The organism is Nitrospira sp. ND1 (genome assembly GCF_900170025.1).
GTDB lineage: Bacteria > Nitrospirota > Nitrospiria > Nitrospirales > Nitrospiraceae > Nitrospira_A.
This window is the reverse complement of the sequence record NZ_FWEX01000006.1, coordinates 1,189,776-1,213,624: the sequence shown is the minus strand read 5'-3', so window position 1 is coordinate 1,213,624 and position 23,849 is coordinate 1,189,776. Positions and strand designations below refer to the sequence as shown.

Here is a 23,849-nt window from a genome sequence, read left to right as displayed (position 1 = left end):
TTCCTATGAAATTCGGACTCATCGGCGCCGGATGTATCGGTCAGCTTCGGGCCAAAGCCTTGGCTCAGGTTGAAGGCTGTGTGTTGTCGGCGATTGTCGACGTCGATCCGGTGCGGGCACGAGCCATGGCGTCATCTTCAGACGTCAAGATATTCAAAGATGTTCAGGAGATGCTCCCGCAGGCAAATCTGGATGCCGTGATTGTGTCGACACCACCTCAGTTTCACGAGGATCTTGTCGTCAGTGCGTTCAAAGCCGGGAAACATGTCCTCTGCGAAAAACCGCTGGCGAATTCGGTGGAGGCTTGCAGGCGCATGGTCGACGCGGCACGGGCAAGCGGGAAGGTGCTTGCAACTGGGTTTAATCATCGCTACTTCCCGCAAATCCAATATCTCAAGCAAGCCATCGACACAGGGCTCATCGGAGAGTTGGACCATGTCCGAGCCTTTGCCGGGCACACGGGTCTCTCTGAATTTCGGAACTCGTGGGAATACGATATAAATGGTATCGGTGGTGGCGCTTTGATGGATGTCGGGATTCATATCATCGACCTCACGCGGTATGTGCTGGGTGAGGTGGATGAGGTCTACGGCTTCACGTCCAACCGTGTCTGGAATCTGGGCGCATCGGAGGACAATGGTATTGCCCTGTTGCGAAATCCCCAGGGAAAATATGCCGTGTTGCAGGCCACGTGGACGGAGTGGAAGGGCTATCGGTTCTATCTCGAAGCCTACGGCACTAAGGGCATGGTGCGCGCCTACTATGCACCCATGATGAATCTTCTGATCACACAGGACAAGCCGGGTGGACGCCGGAAGCGGACGGTTCGCTTCTATCCCATGACGATGCTCCGGGAGAAATTCATCGGGTGGCAATCGTCGGTCATTCAGATGTTCCGGCAGGAGTTCACAGATTTCGTCCGCCTGACTCGGGGGAAAGAGAGCGCGATTGCGGACGGCGTTGCCGGTCTTCGAGCGGTGGAAATTGCCAACGCCGTGTATCGCAGCAGTAAAGAACACATCGCGATTCGGTTGGCCGGGAATATCTAAATCTTGCTGTAGCCGTGGATGCACCATGACAACCGTTAACCCTAACCATGCAGAGTTCAAGACCCAAGACGCGGCAAGTTACAACCCAGTCGCGCAGAGCTTCGACCGGTTCGTGACTCAATTGTCTGCTCCGGTCGCTGCCCGTCTCGTCGCGCTTGCCGGGCTCGCGCCAGACAATCACGTTCTGGATGTCGGTGCAGGGACGGGAATAGTCGCGCTTCGTGCGGTTGCAGAGATGGGGCCATCGGGCAGGGTTGTCGGCATCGACTTGTCCGACGGCATGCTGGAGGTTGCCAGGCAGAACGCGCGAGGGCGAGGCCTCGCAGATCGTGTCGAATTTCGCAAGATGGATGCGGAGTCGCTGGACTGCAAGGATGGATCGTTCGACGCGGTAGTCTCCTTGTTCGCCTTGCGTCATTTTCCTCATCCTGAGACGGCCTTACAGGAAATGCATCGCGTGCTTCGTCCTGGAGGCCGGTTGGTGTTGGCTGTCGGGAGCGGCGCACCCTGGCTCTCTCTCGTGGGATTGGTCCATCGGCTGAAGCTCCTACCGCACGTTGTGCGCCGTTTTCAGGGTAAGCAACTCGTGGCATGCAAGTTTTTGGACGGGATGGTCGCGGCCTATGTCCCGTCCTCAGGCAAGAGCGAAGAGGCAGGTTGGACGCATGAACATACGCATATGCAGCAATCGGTACCGGCATTTATTCGAGCAGCCGGATTTCAGAATATTCGCTCGGAGTGGCAGGGGCAACAGTCCATCATCAATACGCCAGAAGAGTTTTGGGAGCTGCAAACAACGTTTTCTTCCCTGTCCAGAAAACGTCTCGCCACAGTGTCATCTGAGGTCGTTGCGCGTGTGCGGCAGGACTTTATGAACACCTGTCGCGAGGTCCTGTCTCGCGGCGGGGAATTGGTGTATCCAACTGGAGCGTTGCTGGTGTCCGGTCGCCGCGCATGACACGCCCTTAGGGCGTGATGACAATTGAATTGTAGCGATCATGCCAGCCAGATACAGGCACAAGCCAGACTGAGCATGGACATGAAGTTCTGCGAAAGCTTCTCGTATCGTGTGGCGGTGCGCCTGAACGGCTTGAGTCGGCAGAAGAAGCGTTCGACGAGGTTGCGGTCTTTATAAAGGTGACGATCATAGACACGCTGAGTCAGACGATGACTGCGTGGTGGATTCACCACCTGTGCGCCCTGGGTTTCAATGAGATCGACGAATGCATCGGCATCGTAGCCCTTGTCGGCGATGACGCATTGCGCCTCAATCCCCTTGATAAGGGCCGCCGCTTCGGTTATGTCGGCCGCTTGCCCGCCGGTCAGGCGTATGCGCACGGGATTGCCCAAGGCTTCGACAGTCGCATGAATTTTGGTGCTCAGGCCCCCCCGGCTGCGTCCGATGGCTTGATCGCTCATTTTGGGGGGACGCCGGTAGCGTGCTGGTGAACTCGCACGATGGTCGAGTCGACAAACAACTGCTCTAGATCGGCGTCACGCTTGAGTGCCTCGGCCATCCGCGCCCAAACCCCTTTCTTGCTCCAGCGGGAAAAGCGCATATACGCTGTGTGCCACGCTCCGAAGTGCTGGGGGCAGGTCGCGCCACGGCGAGCCCGTGCGGGCGATCCACAATGCTTCCATTGATCGTCGCGCAACATCTTTCGGTCTATTCTCGCAAACTCCCAAAAGCGAGAATGTATAGAACTTTGTCATTTGTGAGCAGCCCCTAGTAAATAAACGGAATCTCGGGCTGCAGAGAAGCGCTATGGCATTCATGAGCAAGAGGGTCATCCGGCAGCTCTGTATTGCGGCAATCAGCGGAGTGCTGACGGTAGGATTGTTCGTTGCCGTGGATTCGAAGGACGCGACCTTCCGCTGGAGCATGGCCACGGCATATGTCGGGTTGGCACTCATCGGGCTCTCGCTTATCATTGGTCCCATCAATGTTTTGCGTGGGTGCTCTAACCCGCTCAACACCAGTTTGCGTCGCGACGTCGGCATTTGGGGTGGCATTATAGGCCTCGTGCATACGGTCGTGGGCTTGCAGGTTCATATGGCAGGACGGTTCTGGCTCTATTTTCTCTACCCGCGTGAAGAGAGCCATCTCGTTCCCTTGCGATACGACCTCTTCGGTTTGGCAAATTATTCCGGTCTCGGAATTTCCCTCGTGCTGGCGCTCTTATTGGGTTTGTCGAACAACGCAGCATTGACCAAGCTCGGCTCTCACCGATGGAAAACGTTGCAACGATGGAATTACGCGGGATTTGCACTCTTGATCGTGCACGGGGCGGTCTATCAGCTGCTTGAAAAGAGAATGGCGGGATTTGTACTCGTATTTGCTGCGGCAATTCTTCTTGTGGGAGCGCTGCAAACTGCAGGCTATCGCAAAGTTCTTCAGCAGAAGAATCCTGGCGGGCAACCTTCCGTCATGAGTTCTGACAGGTAGTCATTTCATAGCGTTCAGTTTTTTGCTATCAAATTGAATCCGTTGCTCCGCATCGATCGAGGAATTGGACGGCGTGATGCTATGCGCGCGTGTCCGTTGTGATGAGTGTTATCAGGGCATGACTAGTGGCCTGTAACAGCAGATTATGTACTGAGCCTGCGGTTAAGATGGATGTTTTTAGGCTGCCCCCATCGCGCCAGAGCCGGATAAGGTAGTCTACAATCGTCTGTTACAGGCCACGGAGGAGGAAAGAATGAGAACACTTGTCGTCAACGCCTTCAGAATGGCTCAGCAGCGAACCGGGATAGGCCGCTATATCGAGTTCGTGGCACAGCAATGGAGCCGGATGAAGATCCCGTTCGATCGAGTGGTGTTGATGAGCCCGAAGAACATAGAGATGAGTGGATTCGATCGCGTCACTTCCGTTGAGGTCAAGGTGTTCGGGGGACAATATCCAGCCGCCATTTGGGAACAGGTATGTTTCCACAGAGCGGCAAAAGGTGCTGCGATATTGTTTTGCCCCTCCTACATCTGTCCCTTGTTGCATCGTGGGCGCATGGTGTTGGCAAATCATGGCTTCTATGAAGCCCTACCAGGCGAGTTTTCCTGGTTCACCCGCCTCCGTGCGACGACGCTGCAACGGTACAGTGCGAAGTGTGCCGAACGCGTGATCGCGAACTCTCTTGCCACAAAAGCCGATCTCGTGCGATTTTTTGGCATTCCACCGGAGAAGATCGACACGATTTATCCGGCCGCACACGATTACTACTTCCAACGCCACGATCCGGCGGCGATCAAAGAAGAAGTTATTCGTGCGCTGGGCAAAGAGGTTCCTTATGTTATTTTTGTCGGGAAGCTTGCGAAGAGGCGGCATGTTCCGAATCTCATCGAAGCCTTCGCCATCGTCCGCCGACAACATAACTTGCCCCACGCTCTGTTAATCGTCGGACCGAACACCACGAATGTCCCGATTGCTGAGATCGCGCAACAGCATGGGGTCGGGGATGCCGTGGTGTATCGCCCTTATGCGGAGCTTGAGCCGTTGGCACGGCTGTACGCCGGCGCGGATGTGTACGCCCTGCCCACCATCTACGAAGGGATCTCCTATACCATGTTCGAGGCTATGGCCAGCGGTGCCGCTGTGTTGACGGTGAAGCACCCGACATTGGAAGAGGGCGCAGGAGATGCGGCGCTGGCCATGCCGACTCCGTCAGTAGAAGATTTGGTCGAGGGACTTTCGACGTTCTTGCTGGATGGGGCAGTCCGTCGCAAGTATGCCGAACAGGGCCGTGAGCGGGCTAAGCGGTTTTCATGGGAGATGGTGGCACGGGAAACCATGCGTATCTTGGATCGTGTGGCGGACAAAGAGGATCGGAATGGATATTGCTAAACAGAAGAGGATGGCTAGATGGCCGACATGAGCCAGATAGATCGGATCGTTGATGCTTAAAATTCTTCTGGGAATCGGGGCCCCCCAGGCTCTTGCTGTACTGGTGAACTTTGCTCGAACGAAGGTTGCCGCGGTGTTGGTCGGCCCTGAAGGCATCGGAGTCATCAGCATCATCGATCAAACTATCCAGTTTGTGGCGAACCTCTGCACCCTAAATTTTTCCCGTTCGACGGTGAAGTTCCTTTCCAAAGCCCATAGCGAGGGAGGCGATGCCTTTTGTGATGGGTATGCCGTGGTTCTGAAAGCGTTACTTGTGCTCGGCACAGTCGGTGCGCTGGTGACAACAAGTCTAGTGCTGTTCAGAATCGATCTCCTCCCCGCCGTAATAGCACCGTATAAAATCTTGCTTCTGGTGGGGTTACTAGGTATTCCGGGGATGGCGTTGGCCTCATTTATCCCCAATGCACTAGCGGCGGCCCAGTATTCCTCCGGATCGGCGCGGTTGACCGCTTTGACGGGCCTCGTCATGGCATTGGCAAGCACATTCGGGCTCCTTGCAGGAGGGATTTTAGGTTTCTATGTCGCGACGGTGCTCATTGTAACGGTGTGGGCCATTGTGGTCGTCGAATATCTTCGTCGCGTGATGGGATGGTCGATTACTCAGTGCGCTGTTGGCATTGCGGCTGGTTTTCGCAGGCTAGGCAATGTCGTCTCTTTCAGCATTTTGTTCTATGCCGCAGCTTTCACCTATCAAGGAGCATTCTTAATCACACGGTATTCCGTACTTGAGAATCTTGGCGAGGCCGGGGCCGGGCTTCTGCATGCCGGTATGTCTGTTGCCCTTCTCATGAACATGGTTCTGATGCCGCTCACTGAATTATTTTTTACACCAAGAGTCACCCGGGTCGGACCAAAGGAAGAAAAGTTTCAAGTTGCCATGGAATTCCTGAAGCAACTGACCATGATCGTGACGATATTTTCGCTCCCTGCCATCCTCTTCCCTCACCTCGTGCTTGATCTGGCATTCTCCACGAAGTTTTTAGGCGCCGCGCAATATATGTTCGTGTTTATGCTGTGGCAAAGTTTCGCCCTGCTTTCCGGCGTCTGCCAAGCTCTCTTGATTGGACTGGACGACATGATCTCGTATACGGCCATCACATGCTCGGGGAACGTCCTGGCCGCCTGTTCCGCGGTGGTTCTTGTGCCGCATTATGGGGGCATCGGGGCGGCGGTCGGCTTCGTGATAGCGAGTTCGCTGGTGTTGCTCGGCACCTTTGTTAGGCTCAAGCTCTGGCACGGGTTTGCCTTGCCGAGGAATCTTGTCTTCCTGATGGGGTATAGCCTGTTGGTCACGCTGGTGCTCGGCAGCATCTTTCGGCATTACGGCGCGTGGCACGGTTCAACCCTACTGGCGAAAGCTGCAGCGGCGCTGGCCACCGTCATCGGCCTGTTGTTATTTTTGAGCAGGAATGACAAGCTCGCATTGGTGAGCTTCTTTCAAAAGGTGCGATCGGGCCCGTGGTAGCTCGCGGGGAGCGAATGCAGCATTCTCAATTTCCAGTGGAGGGTTCTGATGGTTTGGCTTGCGGTCATTCGGTTGGGGAGCATCGTGGACGCTGCACGCCTGACCCTGCTGCCGGAGTTCCGCAGGACATATCCCCATAGTTGATGAATATGCCATTCGTGAGTCAGCGACGAGTAGGTTAGTTGTCACAAAATCTGGCGGCGTAATCGACATAATGGGGTCTTGAACTATGACCCAGGCATCCACGGGGTCGAATGGTCACCAACAAATAACGCCTACGATCATCTGTGTCCATCGGATGGTCGATGCTGAGCTGCACGCCAGGAGAATTTCGCTTGAACAGTAATAACCGCTTCCAAGAAGTCGCGAAAAAGATTTCTGTCGTCCTGCTGAATGGTGTCTTGCTCGTGGCGATGCCGGCCTGTGCGTCGGTCAACCTCGGGCGCGATAGCATGCCAACAATGGTCGAAGTGACGATCTTCCCTCAGGAGCCTCGTCAGACGATGGAGGGATTTGGAGCATCAAGTCGAGTGTGGGACGATCCGCATGTAAGTAATGCGGGCTCCACTTCGGTGCCCGCTGCGGCACAGGAGAATGTCCTGACTCTCCTGTACACAGATTTAGGCCTCACGCGCATGCGACCGGTGTTGGACGGAGGGGTGGAACCGATCAACGACAATGTGGATCCGGCGGCCTTTGACTGGACAAAATTCCATTTTGAATGGAAACGGACCGATGCACATATTAGCCTCGTGGAGCAAGCTCGAGCAAAAGGGATGACGACATTCTTTGTTTCACCAGTTACGCTTGAGGCGTGGATGACGGAGGACAATCCCGATGAGTACGTCGAATGGGCCTTGGCGATCATGCTGAGGTGGCGCGATAGAGGAGTGGAATTACCGTATTTCTCGATCATCAATGAACCTGGGTATAAGCGCAGCGGGATTTGGTCGGCTGAATGGATGAGAACGGTTGTGAAGCGGTTGGGGGCCAGAATGCGGCAGGAAGGGTTTCGAACCATGTTGGTCATTCCGGACGATCTGAATCCCGCCGAAGCCTACAAACGAGCGTCCGTCGTGCTTCGTGACTCCAAAGCCCGCCGATACGTGGGCGCGCTGGCCTACCACTTGTACGATACCAAGGAGACCGAACTCGCGCACGACCTTGCGCACATGCGGAATCTCGCGGCCGAATACGGAATCCCCATCTGGATGACGGAGTTTAGCGTTCCCAACGACATGACTTTTTCCGGTGCCATGGAGTGGATGAAAATCATCCATAAGCTCGTGGCAACGTACGATGTCAGCGCTGTGGATTATATGTGGGGATTCTTCGGAGCTTGGGAAAGGAACCACACAATCCTGAGCATCGAGTTTTTAGACGGGAAATACGTGCAACACCATGTCGGACCGCTCTACTATTTGACAGGGCAGTTCTCGAAATTCGTGCGTCCGGGACAGGTTCGAGTCGAAACGCATTCATCGAGCCAAGATCTGTTGGTGACGGCATACAAGTCAGGGGCACAGTCGGTGATCGTGGCGATCAATGCCGGTCAGGAGGACCGCCGCGTAAATGTGACGGTCACAGACGCCGTGGCGCCGCTTCATTTCTCGGCGATCCGGACCACCGTCCGGGAATTCTGGAGCGAATTAGAACCGATCGCATCGGATACATCCACCTTCAATGTCGCACTGCCTGCACAGAGCGTCACCACATATCGCGGTGGATCAATTGATTCGGCCGGTACCCTCTCCGGTGTCGGCATAAAGAAGAGCGCACAATGATTCGTCTTGCCGTCATCGGGTTGGGAGCGGTCACGAGAAATATTCATCTCCCGGCCTATCGCCGGCTCAAGGGTCGCGTGACTCTCGTCGCCGGTTGTGATGTGGATCTTGCGACGAGGGCGGCGATGGAAAAGACCGGTCTTTTCAAAAGGATCTACGACAGCCACGAGGAGATGCTTGACAAGGCGAAGCCCGATGTTGTGAGTATTTGTACTCCGCCGTTTTTGCATCACCAGCAATGCCTCGATGCGCTTGAGCGTGACTGTCATGTCTTCTGCGAGAAGCCACTGGCGGAAAGTTTGGCGCATGCCGACGAGATTATTCTCGCATCGTCGCGATGCATGCGGTCGGTCGTGGTCAACAGTCAATTCCCGAATATGAACATATATACGGCCGCCAAGAAACAGATCGGCTCTCCGGAGTTTGGGCGGCTGCTCTTCTTGCATGCCTGGCAAACCTTTCGGCCGACGGCCGATACGGAAGGGGGGTGGCGCGCGAACATGCAGCGTAGATTGTGTTTCGAGTTCGGCGTGCACGTCTTCGAGCTGATCCGACACTTTTTCGATGCGACGCCGTCCACGCTTTGGGCGCACATGCCACGACCAATTCGTGCATCCAACACCGAATCGCTCAATATCATCGCGATGGAATTTCCGGATGGACGGGCGGCATCCATTCTCTTGGATCGTGTGAGCAAGGGGCCTGAACGCTACTTGGAGATGAGACTCGACGGGGAGCATGCCGCCGTTCACACGTCAATAGGAGGGGAGCTGCGGTTTGAGGTCGGGCTTCACACGCGTCAGCGAAAACCGTTCATGGGACTGCATGTCGTGAAAGGTGGACAAGCGGTGTTGCAACAGGCTGAGCGGGCGACGGTGATAGGAACAGATGGCATGAATCCATTTGCCTCCGCGACCGCCGTCCATTTTGGCAATTTTCTTTCGGCGATTGAGGATGGCCGTGTTCCGTCCGGGACAGCGGAAGATCACAAGGCGACCCTTGCTTTGACTTTGGCTGCCTATGATGCGGCGGAGTCAAGGAAGGTCGTCGCCATTGCACCCTATCTATCCGGAGCTGCCACGCGAAAGGACCTTTCGTGAGGGACGCCGTTTCTTGGCAATGTTGCGTGCTCAGGTAATTATGGCAACTGGACCGATCGAAAGTCTTGCCATAGAGAACAGACGGCTTCGGGTCGGGATCGTCGGTGCTGGTCTTATGGGACAGTGGCATGCTTATGAGGCCAGGAAGGCACAGGGAAATCTCGTTGCCATTGCTGATTGCAATCTCGAAGCCGCCAGCCGGCTGGCGAGGACGTTTCAAGGCGTCGAGGCCTGTGTCGATATCGAGGAACTATTGAGCCGGACCTCCTGCGATCTTGTCCACATCTGCACCCCGATTGCCACGCATGAACAGATCGCCGGGACTGCGCTTGAAGCCGGCAAACACGTGCTGATCGAAAAGCCTGCGACGCCTGATGCCGAAGGAACACAACGGTTAATCCAGCTGGCGGCTCGCCGTGGGGTTCTTATTTGCCCGGTCCATCAATTTGTGTTTCAGCAGGGTGTGATGAAGGCTCGGCGGCTCCTTGATCGCATCGGGCATGTGCTGCACCTGGAAGCAATCTTTTGCACGGCAGGGGGCGTGGGACGCCAGGAGAGCGAACTCGACTCCGTCGTCGCCGAGATTCTGCCCCATCCGCTTTCCCTTGCACAGGTCTTTCTCCCGGGCGGAATGGTTCCGGACACCTGGATGCGTCTCCGTCCGCGCGTGGGAGAATTTCGAGCGATGGCAGAAGTGAGCGGCGTGACGGTGTCTGTGATGATCAGTCTTCAGGCTCGTCCCACCCAATGTACGTTGAAGATCTTTGGCGCCGCTGGAACCATTCATCTCGACCTCTTTCATGGGTATGCGTTCATCGAGCCGGGGGCTGTGTCGAAAGAAAGAAAAATTCTGCGGCCTTTTGATTTGGCTGCCAGGAGATTGGCTGCGGCATCGATCAACCTGGCCAAGAGGGCCCTCTCCAGGGAGCGAGCCTATCCTGGCCTCACGCGGCTGGTTGCCGAATTTTATGCAGCCATACGGACCGGGCAGTGCGCCCCCTTTACCACTGAGGCGATGCTGAATATCGCTCGGGTTCGAGACATCCTGGTGGAGGGTATGAGCCGTGACGGTTACACAGCCGTGAGTCATTCATAATGGCCACATCGCCGGGTGCGAGCGCACAGGATCTTCCTGAACTTTCGGTCGTGATAGGGTCTCATAATGCCAGGACCAGTGTGGCTGCATGTCTTGGTGCGTTGCAGAAGCAACGCAACGGGTGCCGCGCAGAAATCATTGTGGTGGATAATTCGACGGATGGAACAGCCGCCATTGTCGCGGCGCAGTTTCCCGACGTAGCGCTCATGTGTACTTCCCCTGAGCAGTGGATTCCTGAGTTATGGGAAGCCGGCATCAGAGCGAGCCGGGGTTCTATCGTAGCCCTGACCACAGCTCATTGTGTCCCCGATGACGATTGGATGAAGGAAGTCCTCGCAGCGCACCATGGCAGCGCCTATGTCGGAATCGGAGGAGCCATTGAGAACGATGCGTCGGCAAGTATCACCGATTGGGCGGTTTACCTGTGCCGGTATGCGAGGTACATGAGACCCTTTGCTCCCTATGTCATTCGCGACATTCCTGCGGATAATGCGTCCTATAAACGATGGGCGTTGGATAGTTGTACGGATGTGCGCGCCCGAGGATTTTGGGAGCCCGACATCCATGCCAAGCTTACGGCGGAGGGCTATCAATTGTTCATGACGCCACGGATTGGCGTACGCCATCTACGATCGTTTACGTTCATTAAGTTCATGCGACAGCGATTTTGGCATGGCCGGCAATTCGGTTCATCCCGTGCCATGCGACTGTCCACCGCAGTCCGACTGGCCCACATTGTCGCGGCACCACTCGTCCCGTTCCTCATGCTGACACGAATCGCTTGCCAAGTATTTCGCAGGCGGCAGCACATCACGCACTTGCTTCTTGCGACACCCGTACTTCTGCTGTTCCTTGCGAGTTGGACGACCGGTCAAGTTATAGGGTACCTGGCGCCCACAGGCCATCAGGCATGATCGGCCAGGAGTCCCTGAAAAACCCTCGACTCTCTGTCATTGTGGCCTGTACACATTCCCGGCTAGATCTCGAGCTTGTCCTCTCGTCTCTCCGCGGCCAGGAAGGGGCGGACGGTCTCGAAATCATTGTCGTGGATAGTTCTGGCGATGAGGCAGCAAACCAATCAATAGTTCAGGACGAGGGAGTGCTGACGCTTCGATTTCCACGGGGGACTCCACTTCCCGCCCTCTGGGGCGCCGGGATCAGACAGTCTCGTGGCGCGATTATCGCCGTCACTGATGCCTGCTCCGTCCCGGATAGACGGTGGGTCTTGTCCACCCAGGCTGCTCACGAGTCGTCGGATCTGATCGTCGGTGGTGCGGTTGACCCGATGCCCCAGCGAAGTCTGGTCGATTGGGCTGCCTACTTTTGCGAGTATGGGCAGTTCATGTTGCCTCTCACAGGGGGGGATGTTTCAGAACTTCCTGGCAATAACATTGCGTTCAAGCGAGCGGCGTTAGACAAGGGAACACAATTCGTCGAGCAGAGGTTCTGGAAGACCTATTGGTGTCGGGCGCTACAGCAGGAAGGGGTTCAGCTTCGGTCGGTGCCTTCTATGGTGGTCTATGATAGGAAGTCCTATCGGCTGCTCCCATTTCTGGTCAGACGATATCATCACGGCCGCTGTTTCGCCGGTATGAGGATTACGCAGGTGCCGCCGGTCATACGCGTCCTGTATGCGCTCGGGACTCCGCTATTGCCTGTTCTGTTCATGAGGAGGATTGCTGGGCCGATCATGCAGAAGCGACGCTATCTTCCGCAGTTTATGTGTTCATTGCCCGTTTCGATCTTGGCAGTCGTCAGTTGGTCGTGGGGTGAGTTCTGCGGGTATCTGGCAGGGCCAGGACGGAGTTGTGAGTTCATTCAATAACATCATCACCACCGGAGTAGCGGCGAACCATGGGTAATCGATCAATCTCTGTCGTTATCGCTTGCGTCAATAGGCTGCCGTCGATTCATGATTGTTTGATCGCCCTGGAACGAGAACGGAAGAACTTTCAGGTGGAGATCCTGGTGCTCTGCTGTTGCCAGGATGGCACGGCCGCGCACGTTGCCAAGCACTTTCCAGATGTCACACTGGTCCATTTCCCAAGACGGTTGGGCATTCCGGAATTGCGAGCGATCGGGATGGAACGCGCGACGGGGGAGATTATCTCGATCATCGAAGACCATTGCATTGTTCAGAACGGATGGTTTCGTGAGATTCTCGCGGCGCATGACAAGGGGTACCAGGTGGTCGGCGGGACGGTGGTCAACGGCAGCGTCGAGCGCCTGATCGATTGGGCCGTGTTTCTCTGCGAGTATAGCGGGGTCATGCCGCCCATTCCCGACGGAGAAGTGTCAGGTGTTACCGGAAACAACGTGTCGTATCGCAAGGCGATCCTCGATCGTGTCGACGAATCGGTGAAGAAGGAATGCTGGGAGTTCTTTCTGCATCAGGAGCTCAGCAAGAAGGGGGTTACGTTTCTCTCCGCGTCTTCGATCATTGTCAGCCATAAGAAAGAATTTGGATTCTGGTACTTTATGGCCCAGCGCTATTACTATTCCCGATCGTTCGCCGGCATGCGTCGGAAACGCACGTCGCTTCCGGGCAGGCTTTTGTACTGCTGCGCCTCGCCGTTGCTTCCGGGGCTCATGCTCTGGAGAATGACACGCCAGGTGCTGAACAAACAGCAGCATGTCGGCGCTTTCGTTTGGTCGCTGCCGTTGCAGGCGGCGTTCATGGTGAGCTATGCGGCGGGGGAATTTGTAGGGTATCTCTTGGGCTCTGGTGACAGCCTCCTGAAGGTCGAATGAACAACGCACCGGCTGTAGGCATAGAGTTGTCCGTTGTCCTGGCGGCCGCTCATTCGCGAGCCGGTCTGGAGGCCTGCCTGACATCATTGAAAGACCAGGTTAGCGGTGGAGAGATCGATGTCATTGTGGCATGTAACTGTTGCGAGGGTGCCGGTCGTTCGATCGAAGAGGCTTTTCCATTTGTCCGATTGATCGAGGCACCTCCCGGTACCACCGTGCCGGAATTGCGCACGTTGGGAATCCAGGCAGCCACAGGGAGGATCGTGGCCCTGCTTGAGGACAACAGCATTGTGGCGCCGACCTGGTGTCGCGCAATTAGAAGGGCTCATGCTGCCCCCCAAGAGATCGTCGGCGGAGCTGTGGAACGAGACGGCACGCATCGGGCCGTCGATTGGGCCGTGTATTTCTATGAGTATGGGAAATACATGCTTCCCTGCGTAGAAGGCGTGAGCGCAACGCTGTCCGGGAACAACGTCTCTTACAAGCGGACATTGTTACAGGAAATCCAGGATGAGTTTCGTAACGGGTTTTTTGAAGCCTTCCTTCATGAGCGACTACGCAGGCAGGGCAGCACCCTCTATATGGCTCCCGATGCCGTGGTGTATCACACCCTGCGCTATCGAGTCGGTAAAGTCCTCGTGCAGACCTTTCACCATGGCCGCCACTATGCGGGGAGACGGGTCGCTGCCGCCTCGCGCCTCACGCGGCTTGGCTACGCAGCCGGCTCGACGCTTCTTCCCGTGATCCTCCCGCTACGCATTGCACAGTTGGTGCTGCACCGGCGGCGGCATCTCCGGGAGCTGACGGTCGCCATGCCGTACCTGGTTCTGTTTATGACGAGTTGGGCCTGTGGAGAGCTTATGGGATACCTTTGTGGAGAAGGGGAGAGTGTGCGGCGATGGGCATAGCGGCATCTGGATCGTCAGGCGTGGGTCCGAGCACAAGAAAACCGCGCATCGGCGTGGATGCCTGCTGCTGGTCGAATCGCCGGGGGTTCGGACGTTTCACCAGAGAATTGCTGACGACGCTGGTCGCGACTGACCGGGAGCACGAGTACATCTTCTTTGCGGATGGGGACACGGCGCGAGCGAGCGAGTTTCCTCCAGGGGTCACAGTCGTGGTGGCATCGACGGAGGTCTCCCCGACCGTCGCCGCCTCTGCCTCAGGGAGTCGCTCGCTCAAGGATTTATGGGCGCTGAGCCGCGTGGTCGCGCAGGAGCCGGTCGATCTGTTTTACTTTCCGGCTGTATACTCCTATTTCCCAATCCTGAACCGGTGCAAAGTGATTGTGACCATCCATGACATGATCGCCGACCACCATCCGGAGCGAGTCTTCCCCAATCGGAAATCGCGCTTGTTCTGGAAGCTCAAGCAACAGGCTGCACTCTGGCAATCGGACATGATTCTAACCGTTTCAAGCCATGCCAAGCAGCAGATCGTCGAGTATTGCCGGGTTCCTGCTACGCGAGTGGAGACGACGACAGAAGGCCCGAGCGATGTGTTCATTCGCCTGCCGAATCTGGAAGGGGCCACAGCGGTCTTACCGAAATATGGATTGAGATCCGGGGAACCGTTTCTAATCTATGTCGGGGGCATCAGCCCGCACAAAAATTTAGGGGTGCTGGTCGATGCGTTTCATCGGCTCATGGAAGACCCCCGTTTCGCAGATCACAAGCTCGTGTTGGTGGGGGATTACAAGGGCGATGTGTTTTTTTCCCATTATGCGGAATTGAAGGCGGACATCGAACAGCGAGGTCTCTCTGCCCGCGTGCTGTTTACAGGGTTTGTGCCCGACAGCGAACTCGCGGTGCTCTACAACCTCGCTCGGGCGTTGGTGCTGCCTTCTCTGGAAGAGGGATTCGGGCTTCCTGCGGTAGAAGCTATGGCCTGCGGAGCTCCGGTGATTGCCAGCGACCGGGGCTCTCTGCCGGAAGTGGTGGGGCAGGTCGGCTTGTTTTTTGATCCGAGTCGTCCGGATGTGCTGGTGACGCTTCTTCGCGACGTGCTGAGCAGCGAGTCGATCAGGGATCGTATGAGCCTGGCTGGGCTCGAACGGGCAAAGTTATTTACGTGGGAGCTGGCGGCACAGTCCACGGCAGCTCTCTTTGAACGGGTGCTCAATGAGGTTCGTTGATGGGGCCGTCGCTGCGGTTCTGCATGGTCACGACATTTTATCCCCCCTATAGTTTTGGCGGGGACGGCATGTTTGTGTATCGCTTCTCCAATCTGCTGGCGGAGCGAGGCCATTCCGTGGACGTGATTCATTGCCGCGATGCCTATTACGCGCAGCATGCCACAGAGCCGGTCGGCGAGTGGCCAAACCACCCTCGCATTACGTTGCACAGCCTCAAGAGCAAGGCCGGCATCCTGTCGCCGCTCCTGACCCAGCAATTGGGCATTCCCGGTTTGAAGGCCGGAAAGATCAAGCGGATTCTTACCGAGGGCCGGTTCGACGTGATCCATTACCATAATGTGTCGCTTGTCGGAGGGCCGAAAGTCCTCGAATATGGCTGTGCGATCAAGCTGTACACGACGCATGAGTATTGGTTGCTGTGTCCGACGCATGTGCTCTTTAAGTTCAACCAGGAGGCCTGCACGAAGCCGAGCTGCCTGATGTGCCAGTTGTCCTGTCGGAAGCCCCCGCAACTCTGGCGCTACACCGGCATAATGGATCGTGCGCTCAGGCAGCTCGACGCGGTGATCTCGCCCAGCCAATTTGCCGCCGATGCACACAGACATATGGGGCTGAATGTTGAGAAGACGGTGATACCGATGTTCGTTCCCAGCCGGCAGGCAGAACAAGAGCGCGGCGAATTCTTGCCCGCTTCCCTGCCGGATGGTCAGCTGCCATATTTCCTCTATGTCGGACGCTTGGAAAAGCTCAAGGGGCTGCAAGAGGTAATTCCATTTTTTGCACAGCAAGACCAGGCCGATCTTCTGGTGGCAGGGACCGGTCAATATGAGTCTGAGCTAAAACGCCTCGCCCAGGACAGTCCGCGCGTGACATTTCTTGGGGCCCTGCCATTCGAGCGGTTACGGCAACTATATGCCCATGCGGTCGCGGTGATCGTGCCGTCGCTCTGCTACGAGACCTTTGGCCAGGTGGTCGCGGAGGCCTTCTCGTTTAAGACGCCCGTGATTGCGAGAGACATTGGCGCGTTGTCGGAACTGGTGACAACGAGCGGGGGCGGGCTCCTTTACCGGAATGGCCATGAACTGGGCGATGCGATCGAGTCGCTGCGTACGAATCCTGAGCTGAAGGCAGAGCTGGGGAAACGAGGTCATGAGGCCTATCGGAAGCAGTGGACCGAAGAAGAGCATCTCGATCGGTATCTGGCGCTCATCAGTCGGATCGGCGAGCGGAAACGGGCCGAACATGCCATGGTATAAATTTTGCTTCACAACGCGAAATGCTTGATTCGCAAGCAAGGCGGTCAGCGCTCATGAGATATCGTTGGAAAAGCCTTCTGGTTAATCTCTCACTCCTTCTAGGCTCTCTGGCGTTAAGTCTGATCTTCTGCGAAGCGATTCTGCGATTGGTTGCCCAGAACGATTCACCGCTGTCCATGGACATCTATCAGCTCGATCCCTACGACCAGGTGTCGCTCAAGCCGAATGTCACCCGTCGGCATTTCACCCGCGAGTGGAATGTGACTGTCGCCATCAATTCCGAGGGACTCCGTGACCGGCCGAGTCCCGTGCCCGACACGCGAGGTCGCATCCTGGCACTCGGCGATTCGTTTGCGTTTGGCTGGGGCGTCGAATTGCCGGAGACTTATCTCTACCTTGCGGAAGAACAGTTGCGATCGGAGGCCATCCGCGTGATCAAGGCCGGTATTCCCGGCACCGGCACCACCGACCAACTACACTGGCTGCGTCAATACGGCGGAACCTATGCGCCGCGTCTCGTGATCGTATCGCTTTTCGTCGGCAACGACTTCACGGACGTCCAGATGGGTGGGTTCAAGAAACAGTTTACCATCAAGGACGGTTTGATGGTCAGGCGTTCGCTGGACGGCACCGAGCGTAGCTCGCCAGCTCGAGAAGCGATTGAAAAACTCAAGCGCACCTCCCTCCTGGCCCAGCGGTTGGCCCAGGTGCTGTGGTATTTGCAGAATACATTTGTTGCGCCGCAAAATCGCAGCAATCCTGGCCTCAACGCTGTCGACCGCTGGCTCTGGGAATTTGCCAAAGTCCACCTGCGCCAGCCGCCTCCCGAAACGGTTGAGGCCTTTGCCCGCACGCGGACTGCCTTGGACGACATCCATCAATGGTGTCGGCAAAACAACGCCGAAATGCTGCTGCTGGTCCAGCCGAGGAGCATGCAGATTTACGATTGGGAACTGGCGAAATGGAAGGAGGCTTACCGGATCAACGATGAGGCGCTGGACCTCGACAGGCCACAGCGCTTCCTCGCTGACTGGGCCGCCGAGAAACACGTGGCCATCCTGGATTTGTTGCCGGAGTTTCGTGCGTACCAGAAAAGCCATTCTGCCGAGCGATTGTATTTCTATCCGGACAGTCACATGAACCGGATCGGTAATCAGCTGACCGGCGTCCTGCTTGCGAAGTGGTTGAATGAATTTGGATTCCAGTGATGGTGAACATCTACTGCGCTCCATCGACGGGAGAGAGACCTGGGAGCCGAACCTCCGCCTTTCGAATGCGCCAGGCGATTCCCAGCACAGTTCTTTAATTGTCGCGGGGGGCTTGTCCACCTTGCATGGCACGATCGCGGGACCCCGGCAACAGTGAAATCAACTACCGCTGCTCAACCGACAGGGGTTCCACCTGGTCGCCGGAGGAGAATGTGTCGAGGAGTGACGGCTTCTCTTCGACGACGCTGCTGGCTTCAACGGCACACTATCGGCATATCATCTGGCTTTACGATCGAATTGGCCGATTCCAGGTTTAGTACGAATGGCGCGTATTTCGTTGCCAAGCCACGAGAGAAGATAGACACTTCGCGAGGTTTTCTACGGCGAACAGTCGAAGCCCATGAGGCTATGTCTCTACGGCTGAGGAGACTGCGGATCGTGGGAAGCAACGGTGCTTCTCCATTGATCAAAAGGGCCAGATGACTCCATACCGGCTTCCCATCCTCACCTACCATTCGCTGGATTCCAGCGGGTCTGTGATCTCGACTACTCCATCAATCTTTCGGCGGCAGATGGAGTGGCTGCATCAGCAGGGGTTTCAGACGCTGTCTCTGGCAGAGGCGGCGAGGCTGGTGCGAGATGGACAGCCCTTTCGTGAACGGACCTGCGTGGTGACGTTCGATGACGGCTATGAAACCGTGTATCGGGAAGCCTTTCCTGTTCTAGAAGAACTCGGTTTTACAGCAACAGTCTTTCTGATTACCGGATATTGCGGTAAACAGAATTCCTGGCCTGGTCATGTATCTCCGGTCGGTGAGCAGTTGTTGCTCTCCTGGACACAGATCGAGGAAATGGCGCGGCATCACATCGAGTTTGGCTCCCATACGGTGACGCATCCTGACTTGGCCTGCGTGACGCGTCATGAAGCGGCGCGGGAGATGCGAGAGTCGAAACAGACGATCCAGGAGCGATTGGGCGGGGACGTAGAGGTATTTGCCTATCCCTACGGGAAGTATGCCTCGTGGGTGGTCGATCTCGCGAAGGAGCATTTCACCGGGGCCTGTTCAACGATCTTAGGAAAAGTCACGTCAGAGGCGGATTCGGCTCTGCTTCCCAGGGTGGATATGTATTACCTCTCTTCGCAGTGGTTGATGGAATCGCTCGACACGAGAGGGATGGATCTGTACTTAGGCGTCCGGCGGGCGATGCGGGCGACCAAAGCATGGTTTGCGTGAAAGTATAGAAACAGGAGGTGAAAGTTATGTTGCAGGTTGAGGAGTTCTGTTGCCCAACGTGCAAGGGGGTACTTAGTTTTCAAGAAAGTGAGTATGCTTGCTCGGCATGTTCCAAGAAATACCCTGTCATCCTGGGCATTCCCGATTTTCGTGTGTTCCCTGATCCCTATATTGATTTTGAAGATGATCACAAGAAGGCCGGGCATTTAGCCGAGCAGTACCACAAGCTCGACTTTATGGGATTGGTCCGTCTCTATTGGAAGATGACGCCAGAAGTGTCGGAGGATCGCGCCGAACGATTCATTAGACGCACGGCCGCTTTAGTTGAAAAGGGGGCTGAATGTCTGAGCTTGATTGAGTCCTTAGCTGAGACCGAGAAGCTCCGCGGGTTTAATAGAGTACTGGAGATCGGGTGCGGAACCGGCGGATTTCTCGTGGCTGCAAAACGAAAATACGACCATGTAGTTGGCGCAGATATTGCGTTTCGTTGGCTGGTCGTGGCGAGGAAAAGGCTGGAAGAGCTCAAGATGAATGTACCTTTGGTCTGCTGCTGTGCCGAGTATCTTCCATTTCCGGGCACAAGATTTGACATCATCTTAGCCGAAGATGTGCTCGAGCATGTGAGAAGTCAAGAAAGCACTCTGGCGGAGTGTCGTCGCGTGATGACGAAGCAGGGAATGCTCTTCCTGGCAACTCCCAATCGTTTTAGTCTGACCCCGGAGCCTCATGTCCGTGTGTGGGGAGTGGGATTTTTACCAAGAAGGTGGATGAACGGCTACGTCAAGCTCGTGAAGGGGATTTCTTATGAAAATATCAAAGTCTTGTCATTCATGGAATTGAGAAGACTGTTGAATAAGTGCCTGTTTACCAACCATCGAATTCTGCTCCCGTCTATCTCCTGCGAAGAAGCCCAGTACTTTTCTCCTTTTCAGCGCATGCAGCTTGCCATCTACAATGTGGCCAAACAAATTCCTGTTCTACGGTTGATCCTGTATGTGGTCGGTCCGTATTTCAACGTTGTGGTGTTTTCCAGCAGAAAATAAGCAAGCCAAGACGGGGAGCGAGATGGGTAACAAGAATTTTCTGTCAGTCGTCGTCCCTGTATACAATGGCGGCTGGTGTCTGGGTCAATGTCTGGCAGGAATTCAGCGCTCGTCGTATCGTGAGTATGAGTTGATCGTCGTCGACAATGGATCAACGGACAATTCCGTTGCGATTGCGCAAGCGCACGGTGCTCTGGTGGCGCATTGTCCAGGTCCGAGTGGCCCCGGCGCGGCTCGTAACACAGGAGTGAAGTTGGCAACCGGACAGATTCTCTTGTTTGTGGACGCCGACGTGGTGGTGCATAACGATGTGCTCAATCGGGTGGTTGCAAGGTTTATCGAGGATACTGAACTGGCAGCGGTCTTCGGGTCATACGATGACAGCCCGCCGGCTAAGAATTTTCTCTCGCAATACAAAAATCTGCTGCATCATTATGTGCACCAGCAGGCGAATAACCGGGCCACCACGTTTTGGGGGGGATGTGGGGCTATCCGTAAAGATGTCTTTGTGAACGTCGGTGGGTTTGACCAAGAGAAATATCCCACGCCATCCATCGAGGATATTGAGCTGGGAGACCGCATGCATCGCCTGGGGTATCGGATCTGGCTGGACAAAGGTCTTCAGGCAACTCATTTGAAGGAGTGGCGGTGGAAGTCGCTCTTACGCGCGGAGATCCTGTATCGTGCCATTCCCTGGTCTCGGCTTATTCACGAGCGGCAGGGATTGGTCAACGACCTCAATTTAAAATTATCGCATCGAGCCAGTGCCGCAGTGGCAGGACTCTTCCTGGCGATGCTGCCCTTGACCCCGGTTTTTCCCCCGCTGGCCTACGGGTGTCTTTTTCTAGCAAGCATCTTTCTGCTTCTGAACCGTGACCTGTTTGTTTTTTTTCTCCGCCGAAGGGGTGTGTTGTTTTCGGCCGTGACAGTTCCGATGCACGGGTTCTATTACATCTACAGCGGCGTCACCTTTGTCTTGGTATGGTTGTCCTACGCCCTTCACCTCAGATGACCGGTGGAGGCACTGTGGTACAGGTGAGTCAGTAGTTCATGTGAGGGAGAAACGTTTGATCACGAGTATCCATCGATATGGTGAGTGGGGCATCGTGGCCCTTTGCGCGGGCGTCTACCTTGCTCTATCCATCACCGCCGGGCTACGGAAACACAGAAGAGCATCGCCGGACGATCACCAGCCAGAAGACTGGCATGTTTCTCTCTCGTGGATACAGCAGCCTGGTGACTTCTTAAGCGCATGCTCATTCTTTTTAACCTGGGTCAGTGCCAATGCGAATGCGCAAGGGGACCGATCGGCGGTCTCGCCGCTGGTCAAGGAAGCGTATCGAAATGGGATACCTGGCATCCTTGACGGAATTGTGTTCGTAGAGATCTAGCTGATCCCGCAAGGGCCGCGGCGGTGGTTGGTCGCTGCTTGTCCGCTGTGAGGCACTAAGTCAGTGCCTCATCCACTGGAAGATCAATGACAGGAAAACCTGACTGAGTCCAAATTGTGACGTTTCGCCAACTCCTACAGCGTGTTGCTCCAACCGATGCCCAGGCACCCTCTCGTTTCGAGAGCTGCATCCTGGTGCTATGGTATGTGACCTGTGCCAATGTCCTTGTCCTGTTCCTCATGCAGGGAGGCTACGATGTGCAAGTTGGCCCCATTCATGTCCACGCCACTTCTCTGAGAAACTGGCTTGCCCTCTGCTTTGCACTCACGTTAAGCAAAGCCTGGTTGGAGGAAAGACGGGGCGCCAGGTCGACTTTCGAAGGAATGCAGTCTCCGCTGCTGCTATTCCTAGGGGCGGTGACTGTGTATTACTCCAATGGGCATACCTTCGAAACGGGCGATACGTTCCCTGCACGTTTTCTCCCTGTAAGCCTCCTCACGGACCACGATTTCTATCTTGATGAGTGGGCCTCGACGATCCATCTATATGAGGATCAATACTTCGTACGGCTTGTCAATGGTCACCTGGTTTCAAGCTACCCACCGTGGGGAGCCATCCTTGCCCTGCCGGTGTATGTTATTCCGGTGCTCAAAGGAGCTGGCGCTGGGATGTTCGACCTGGAAAAACGAGCAGCTGTGCTCATCATGGCGTTGTCGGTGCTCATCTTGTTTCTCGCGTTACGCCGCGTGACGAGGCCGCGCGTAGCATGGTTTGTCGCGTTCGTCTATGCCTTCGGAACGAACTGCCTGAGTCTTAATAGTCAGGCCTTGTGGCAGCATGGGCCGAGCCAACTCTTTCTCTCGCTCACGCTGTACTGCTTGGTGAGGGGCGTGGAAACTCCGGTCTTTAGTGCGTGGGCGGGGCTTCCGCTTGGGGTTGCGGTTATGTGTCGCCCACTGAATCTTGTCATGGCCGTGCCAATCGTACTGTATATTGTGCATAAGCATCGTGGTCAGTGTATTGGTTTCATGATTGCCGGTGTTCCTCCTCTACTATTGTTTCTGTGGTACAACGCAGTGCACTTTGGCTCACCTCTTCAGACAGGATTTGGTGCGACCGTGGTCAGTCCCTCTTCCTTGGTCGGACACCATCTTTCCTGGTTCAACACACCCCTGTTTGAAGGGCTTGCAGGCGTGCTCTTTTCCCCAGCACGCGGGCTGTTCATCTACTCCCCGATTTTTCTTTGTGCGCTGGCTGGCATGGTGGTGGTCTGGAGAGAACCGGAACAGGTGCTTCTGAAGTATCTGAGCCTGGCGCCCCTTTTCTTGCTCGTTCCTGTGGCAATGCTTGGGAGCTGGTGGGGAGGGCTTTGCTATGGTCCAAGGCTTCTGGCGGATAGCACCCCGTTCCTCTGTTTCTTACTGGGCCCCGCCCTCGACCGAATTCACCAGAGGGTCTGGCTGAAGTATGTAGTGGTGGGGTTGGCGGGACTATCGCTCGGCATGCACGCTATTGGATTCGCTTATTCTGGCGATTGGAATTCGGACTTGATTGACTTTGACAGGCACCCCGAACGCGTCTGGTATTGGCGAGAAAGCCCTCCCGTCATTTTTGCCAAACAGCTCTGTACGCAGATGTGGCAGAAACTTGCAGCGCTGCTCTGACGAAGTGCCAGTTCAGGCGATGGCGTTCAACTCGCGCTGGGTGTTGCCCGACAAGTCCGTGCCCTTGGGCAAGTACTGGCGCAATAAGCCCTTGGTGTTCTCTTTGGTGCCGCGTTGCCACGGGCTATGCGGATCGGCCGGCCAGACCATCACGGCAGGGTTGGTGAGTGTGGGGTTGCTCGTGTTCGGCATCGGAGCCTTCGTGGTGGTGCAACGCCAGGGCATGTTCGGGTGGATCCTGAAGATGCTGCGGCGCCTCGGCCTGCGCATCCACTATTTGGAATCGCGTGAGCAACAACTGCTCGACTTGGATCGCACCATCGCCGGATTTTATGCGACGCAGCGCTTCGCCTTTCTCCTTTCGACCGGGCTGTTTCTCCTGGGATGGCTCGCGGAAGCGCTGGAAGTCTTCGTCATGATCCTCTGTCTGGGCCAACCGGTGACAGTGTTGTCGGCGCTGGCAATCGGAGCCCTCGCGGTGCTGATCAAAGGGGGCACCTTCTTCATCCCGGGTAGCTTAGGCGCGCAGGACGCCGGCAATCTCTTGCTGCTGACGGCTTTCGGATATGGAGATGTGACCGGAATCACCTTTGCCCTGTTGCGGCGCTTTCGGGAATTTGTCTGGATTGCCATTGGGTTGGCGTGCCTTGCCATGCTCCCAAAGGGCGAAGAGCCTCCAGTTCCTGCCCCCTGATCTGTATTCCGGCCGTCGTCCATTTCACACAAAAATACCCGCCCTTTTTCCTACACCTGCCTCGTCACGGGACGATGTTTGTT

Annotated in this window: 20 protein-coding genes and 2 pseudogenes; 20 read left to right on the top strand and 2 right to left on the bottom strand. The window is 55.9% G+C overall.

From position 1 onward, the window contains the following. Nucleotides 1-5: 5 nt before the first annotated feature. Both NSND_RS10395 and NSND_RS10390 read left to right on the top strand, forming a co-directional pair. Nucleotides 6-1,049 (top strand): Gfo/Idh/MocA family protein, encoded by a 1,044-nt coding sequence (locus NSND_RS10395; RefSeq protein ID WP_159450746.1) that lies wholly within the window; start codon nt 6-8, stop codon nt 1,047-1,049. Between the two features lie 25 nt (nt 1,050-1,074). Further along, entirely contained in the window at nt 1,075-2,007 is a 933-nt protein-coding gene (locus NSND_RS10390) for a class I SAM-dependent methyltransferase (RefSeq protein WP_080878937.1), read from the top strand. 38 nt (nt 2,008-2,045) lie between these two features. Here the strand turns inward: NSND_RS10390 and NSND_RS10385 are convergent. Beyond that, nucleotides 2,046-2,495: pseudogene (locus NSND_RS10385) on the bottom strand (IS5 family transposase); the annotation flags it as partial. Between the two features lie 328 nt (nt 2,496-2,823). Here NSND_RS10385 and NSND_RS10375 point away from each other — a divergent pair. The 17 genes from NSND_RS10375 to NSND_RS10290 all read left to right on the top strand — a co-directional run bounded on the left by NSND_RS10375 (nt 2,824) and on the right by NSND_RS10290 (nt 23,072). After that, on the top strand, nt 2,824-3,495 hold the full coding sequence (locus NSND_RS10375) for a hypothetical protein (protein WP_143833501.1): 672 nt from the start codon (nt 2,824-2,826) through the stop codon (nt 3,493-3,495). A 253-nt stretch (nt 3,496-3,748) separates the two neighbouring features. After that, nucleotides 3,749-4,885: a glycosyltransferase family 4 protein gene (locus NSND_RS10370; protein WP_080878933.1), complete on the top strand. Its 1,137-nt coding sequence runs from the start codon at nt 3,749-3,751 to the stop codon at nt 4,883-4,885. Between the two features lie 52 nt (nt 4,886-4,937). After that, nucleotides 4,938-6,410, top strand: coding sequence for an MATE family efflux transporter (locus NSND_RS10365; RefSeq protein WP_080878932.1), 1,473 nt, complete (start codon nt 4,938-4,940; stop codon nt 6,408-6,410). A 335-nt stretch (nt 6,411-6,745) separates the two neighbouring features. After that, nucleotides 6,746-8,194, top strand: a complete 1,449-nt coding sequence (locus NSND_RS10360; RefSeq protein ID WP_159450745.1) for a glycoside hydrolase — start codon at nt 6,746-6,748, stop codon at nt 8,192-8,194. Continuing rightward, nucleotides 8,191-9,294: a Gfo/Idh/MocA family protein gene (locus NSND_RS10355; protein ID WP_080878930.1), complete on the top strand. Its 1,104-nt coding sequence runs from the start codon at nt 8,191-8,193 to the stop codon at nt 9,292-9,294. The genes NSND_RS10360 and NSND_RS10355 overlap by 4 nt, the downstream gene beginning before the upstream one ends. Before the next feature lie 40 nt (nt 9,295-9,334). After that, nucleotides 9,335-10,390, top strand: a complete 1,056-nt coding sequence (locus NSND_RS10350) for a Gfo/Idh/MocA family protein (protein ID WP_159450744.1) — start codon at nt 9,335-9,337, stop codon at nt 10,388-10,390. Further along, the gene (locus NSND_RS10345) at nt 10,390-11,304 is read left to right on the top strand and encodes a glycosyltransferase (RefSeq protein ID WP_080878928.1); all 915 of its coding nucleotides are present in this window, start codon (nt 10,390-10,392) and stop codon (nt 11,302-11,304) included. Before NSND_RS10350 ends, NSND_RS10345 begins: the two co-directional genes overlap by 1 nt. Next, the gene (locus NSND_RS10340) at nt 11,301-12,215 is read left to right on the top strand and encodes a glycosyltransferase family 2 protein (protein WP_080878927.1); all 915 of its coding nucleotides are present in this window, start codon (nt 11,301-11,303) and stop codon (nt 12,213-12,215) included. The genes NSND_RS10345 and NSND_RS10340 overlap by 4 nt, the downstream gene beginning before the upstream one ends. A gap of 29 nt (nt 12,216-12,244) precedes the next feature. Beyond that, nucleotides 12,245-13,141, top strand: a complete 897-nt coding sequence (locus NSND_RS10335) for a glycosyltransferase family 2 protein (RefSeq protein WP_080878926.1) — start codon at nt 12,245-12,247, stop codon at nt 13,139-13,141. Further along, nucleotides 13,138-14,049 (top strand): glycosyltransferase family 2 protein, encoded by a 912-nt coding sequence (locus NSND_RS10330; RefSeq protein ID WP_080878925.1) that lies wholly within the window; start codon nt 13,138-13,140, stop codon nt 14,047-14,049. The genes NSND_RS10335 and NSND_RS10330 overlap by 4 nt, the downstream gene beginning before the upstream one ends. A gap of 20 nt (nt 14,050-14,069) precedes the next feature. Beyond that, nucleotides 14,070-15,275, top strand: a complete 1,206-nt coding sequence (locus tag NSND_RS10325; protein ID WP_159450742.1) for a glycosyltransferase family 4 protein — start codon at nt 14,070-14,072, stop codon at nt 15,273-15,275. Next, nucleotides 15,275-16,531, top strand: a complete 1,257-nt coding sequence (locus tag NSND_RS10320; RefSeq protein ID WP_080878923.1) for a glycosyltransferase family 4 protein — start codon at nt 15,275-15,277, stop codon at nt 16,529-16,531. The genes NSND_RS10325 and NSND_RS10320 overlap by 1 nt, the downstream gene beginning before the upstream one ends. Before the next feature lie 53 nt (nt 16,532-16,584). Beyond that, nucleotides 16,585-17,739, top strand: a complete 1,155-nt coding sequence (locus NSND_RS10315; protein ID WP_159450741.1) for an SGNH/GDSL hydrolase family protein — start codon at nt 16,585-16,587, stop codon at nt 17,737-17,739. Nucleotides 17,740-18,218: 479 nt separating this feature from the next. Continuing rightward, nucleotides 18,219-18,974: a polysaccharide deacetylase family protein gene (locus tag NSND_RS10310; protein ID WP_080878921.1), complete on the top strand. Its 756-nt coding sequence runs from the start codon at nt 18,219-18,221 to the stop codon at nt 18,972-18,974. Nucleotides 18,975-19,000: 26 nt separating this feature from the next. Then, nucleotides 19,001-20,017, top strand: coding sequence for a methyltransferase domain-containing protein (locus NSND_RS10305; protein ID WP_080878920.1), 1,017 nt, complete (start codon nt 19,001-19,003; stop codon nt 20,015-20,017). Between the two features lie 22 nt (nt 20,018-20,039). Then, nucleotides 20,040-21,029, top strand: coding sequence for a glycosyltransferase family 2 protein (locus NSND_RS10300; protein WP_159450740.1), 990 nt, complete (start codon nt 20,040-20,042; stop codon nt 21,027-21,029). Between the two features lie 495 nt (nt 21,030-21,524). Beyond that, entirely contained in the window at nt 21,525-23,072 is a 1,548-nt protein-coding gene (locus NSND_RS10290) for a glycosyltransferase family 39 protein (RefSeq protein ID WP_080878917.1), read from the top strand. 15 nt (nt 23,073-23,087) lie between these two features. Here NSND_RS10290 and NSND_RS20955 read toward each other — a convergent pair. After that, a pseudogene (locus NSND_RS20955) lies at nt 23,088-23,210 on the bottom strand (IS30 family transposase); the annotation flags it as partial. On the opposite strand from NSND_RS20955, the gene NSND_RS21265 reads away from it, so the two are divergent. Continuing rightward, on the top strand, nt 23,167-23,766 hold the full coding sequence (locus NSND_RS21265) for a lysylphosphatidylglycerol synthase domain-containing protein (RefSeq protein ID WP_235000224.1): 600 nt from the start codon (nt 23,167-23,169) through the stop codon (nt 23,764-23,766). The pseudogene NSND_RS20955 and the gene NSND_RS21265 sit on opposite strands and share 44 nt — an antisense overlap. The last annotated feature ends 83 nt before the right edge of the window (nt 23,767-23,849 follow it).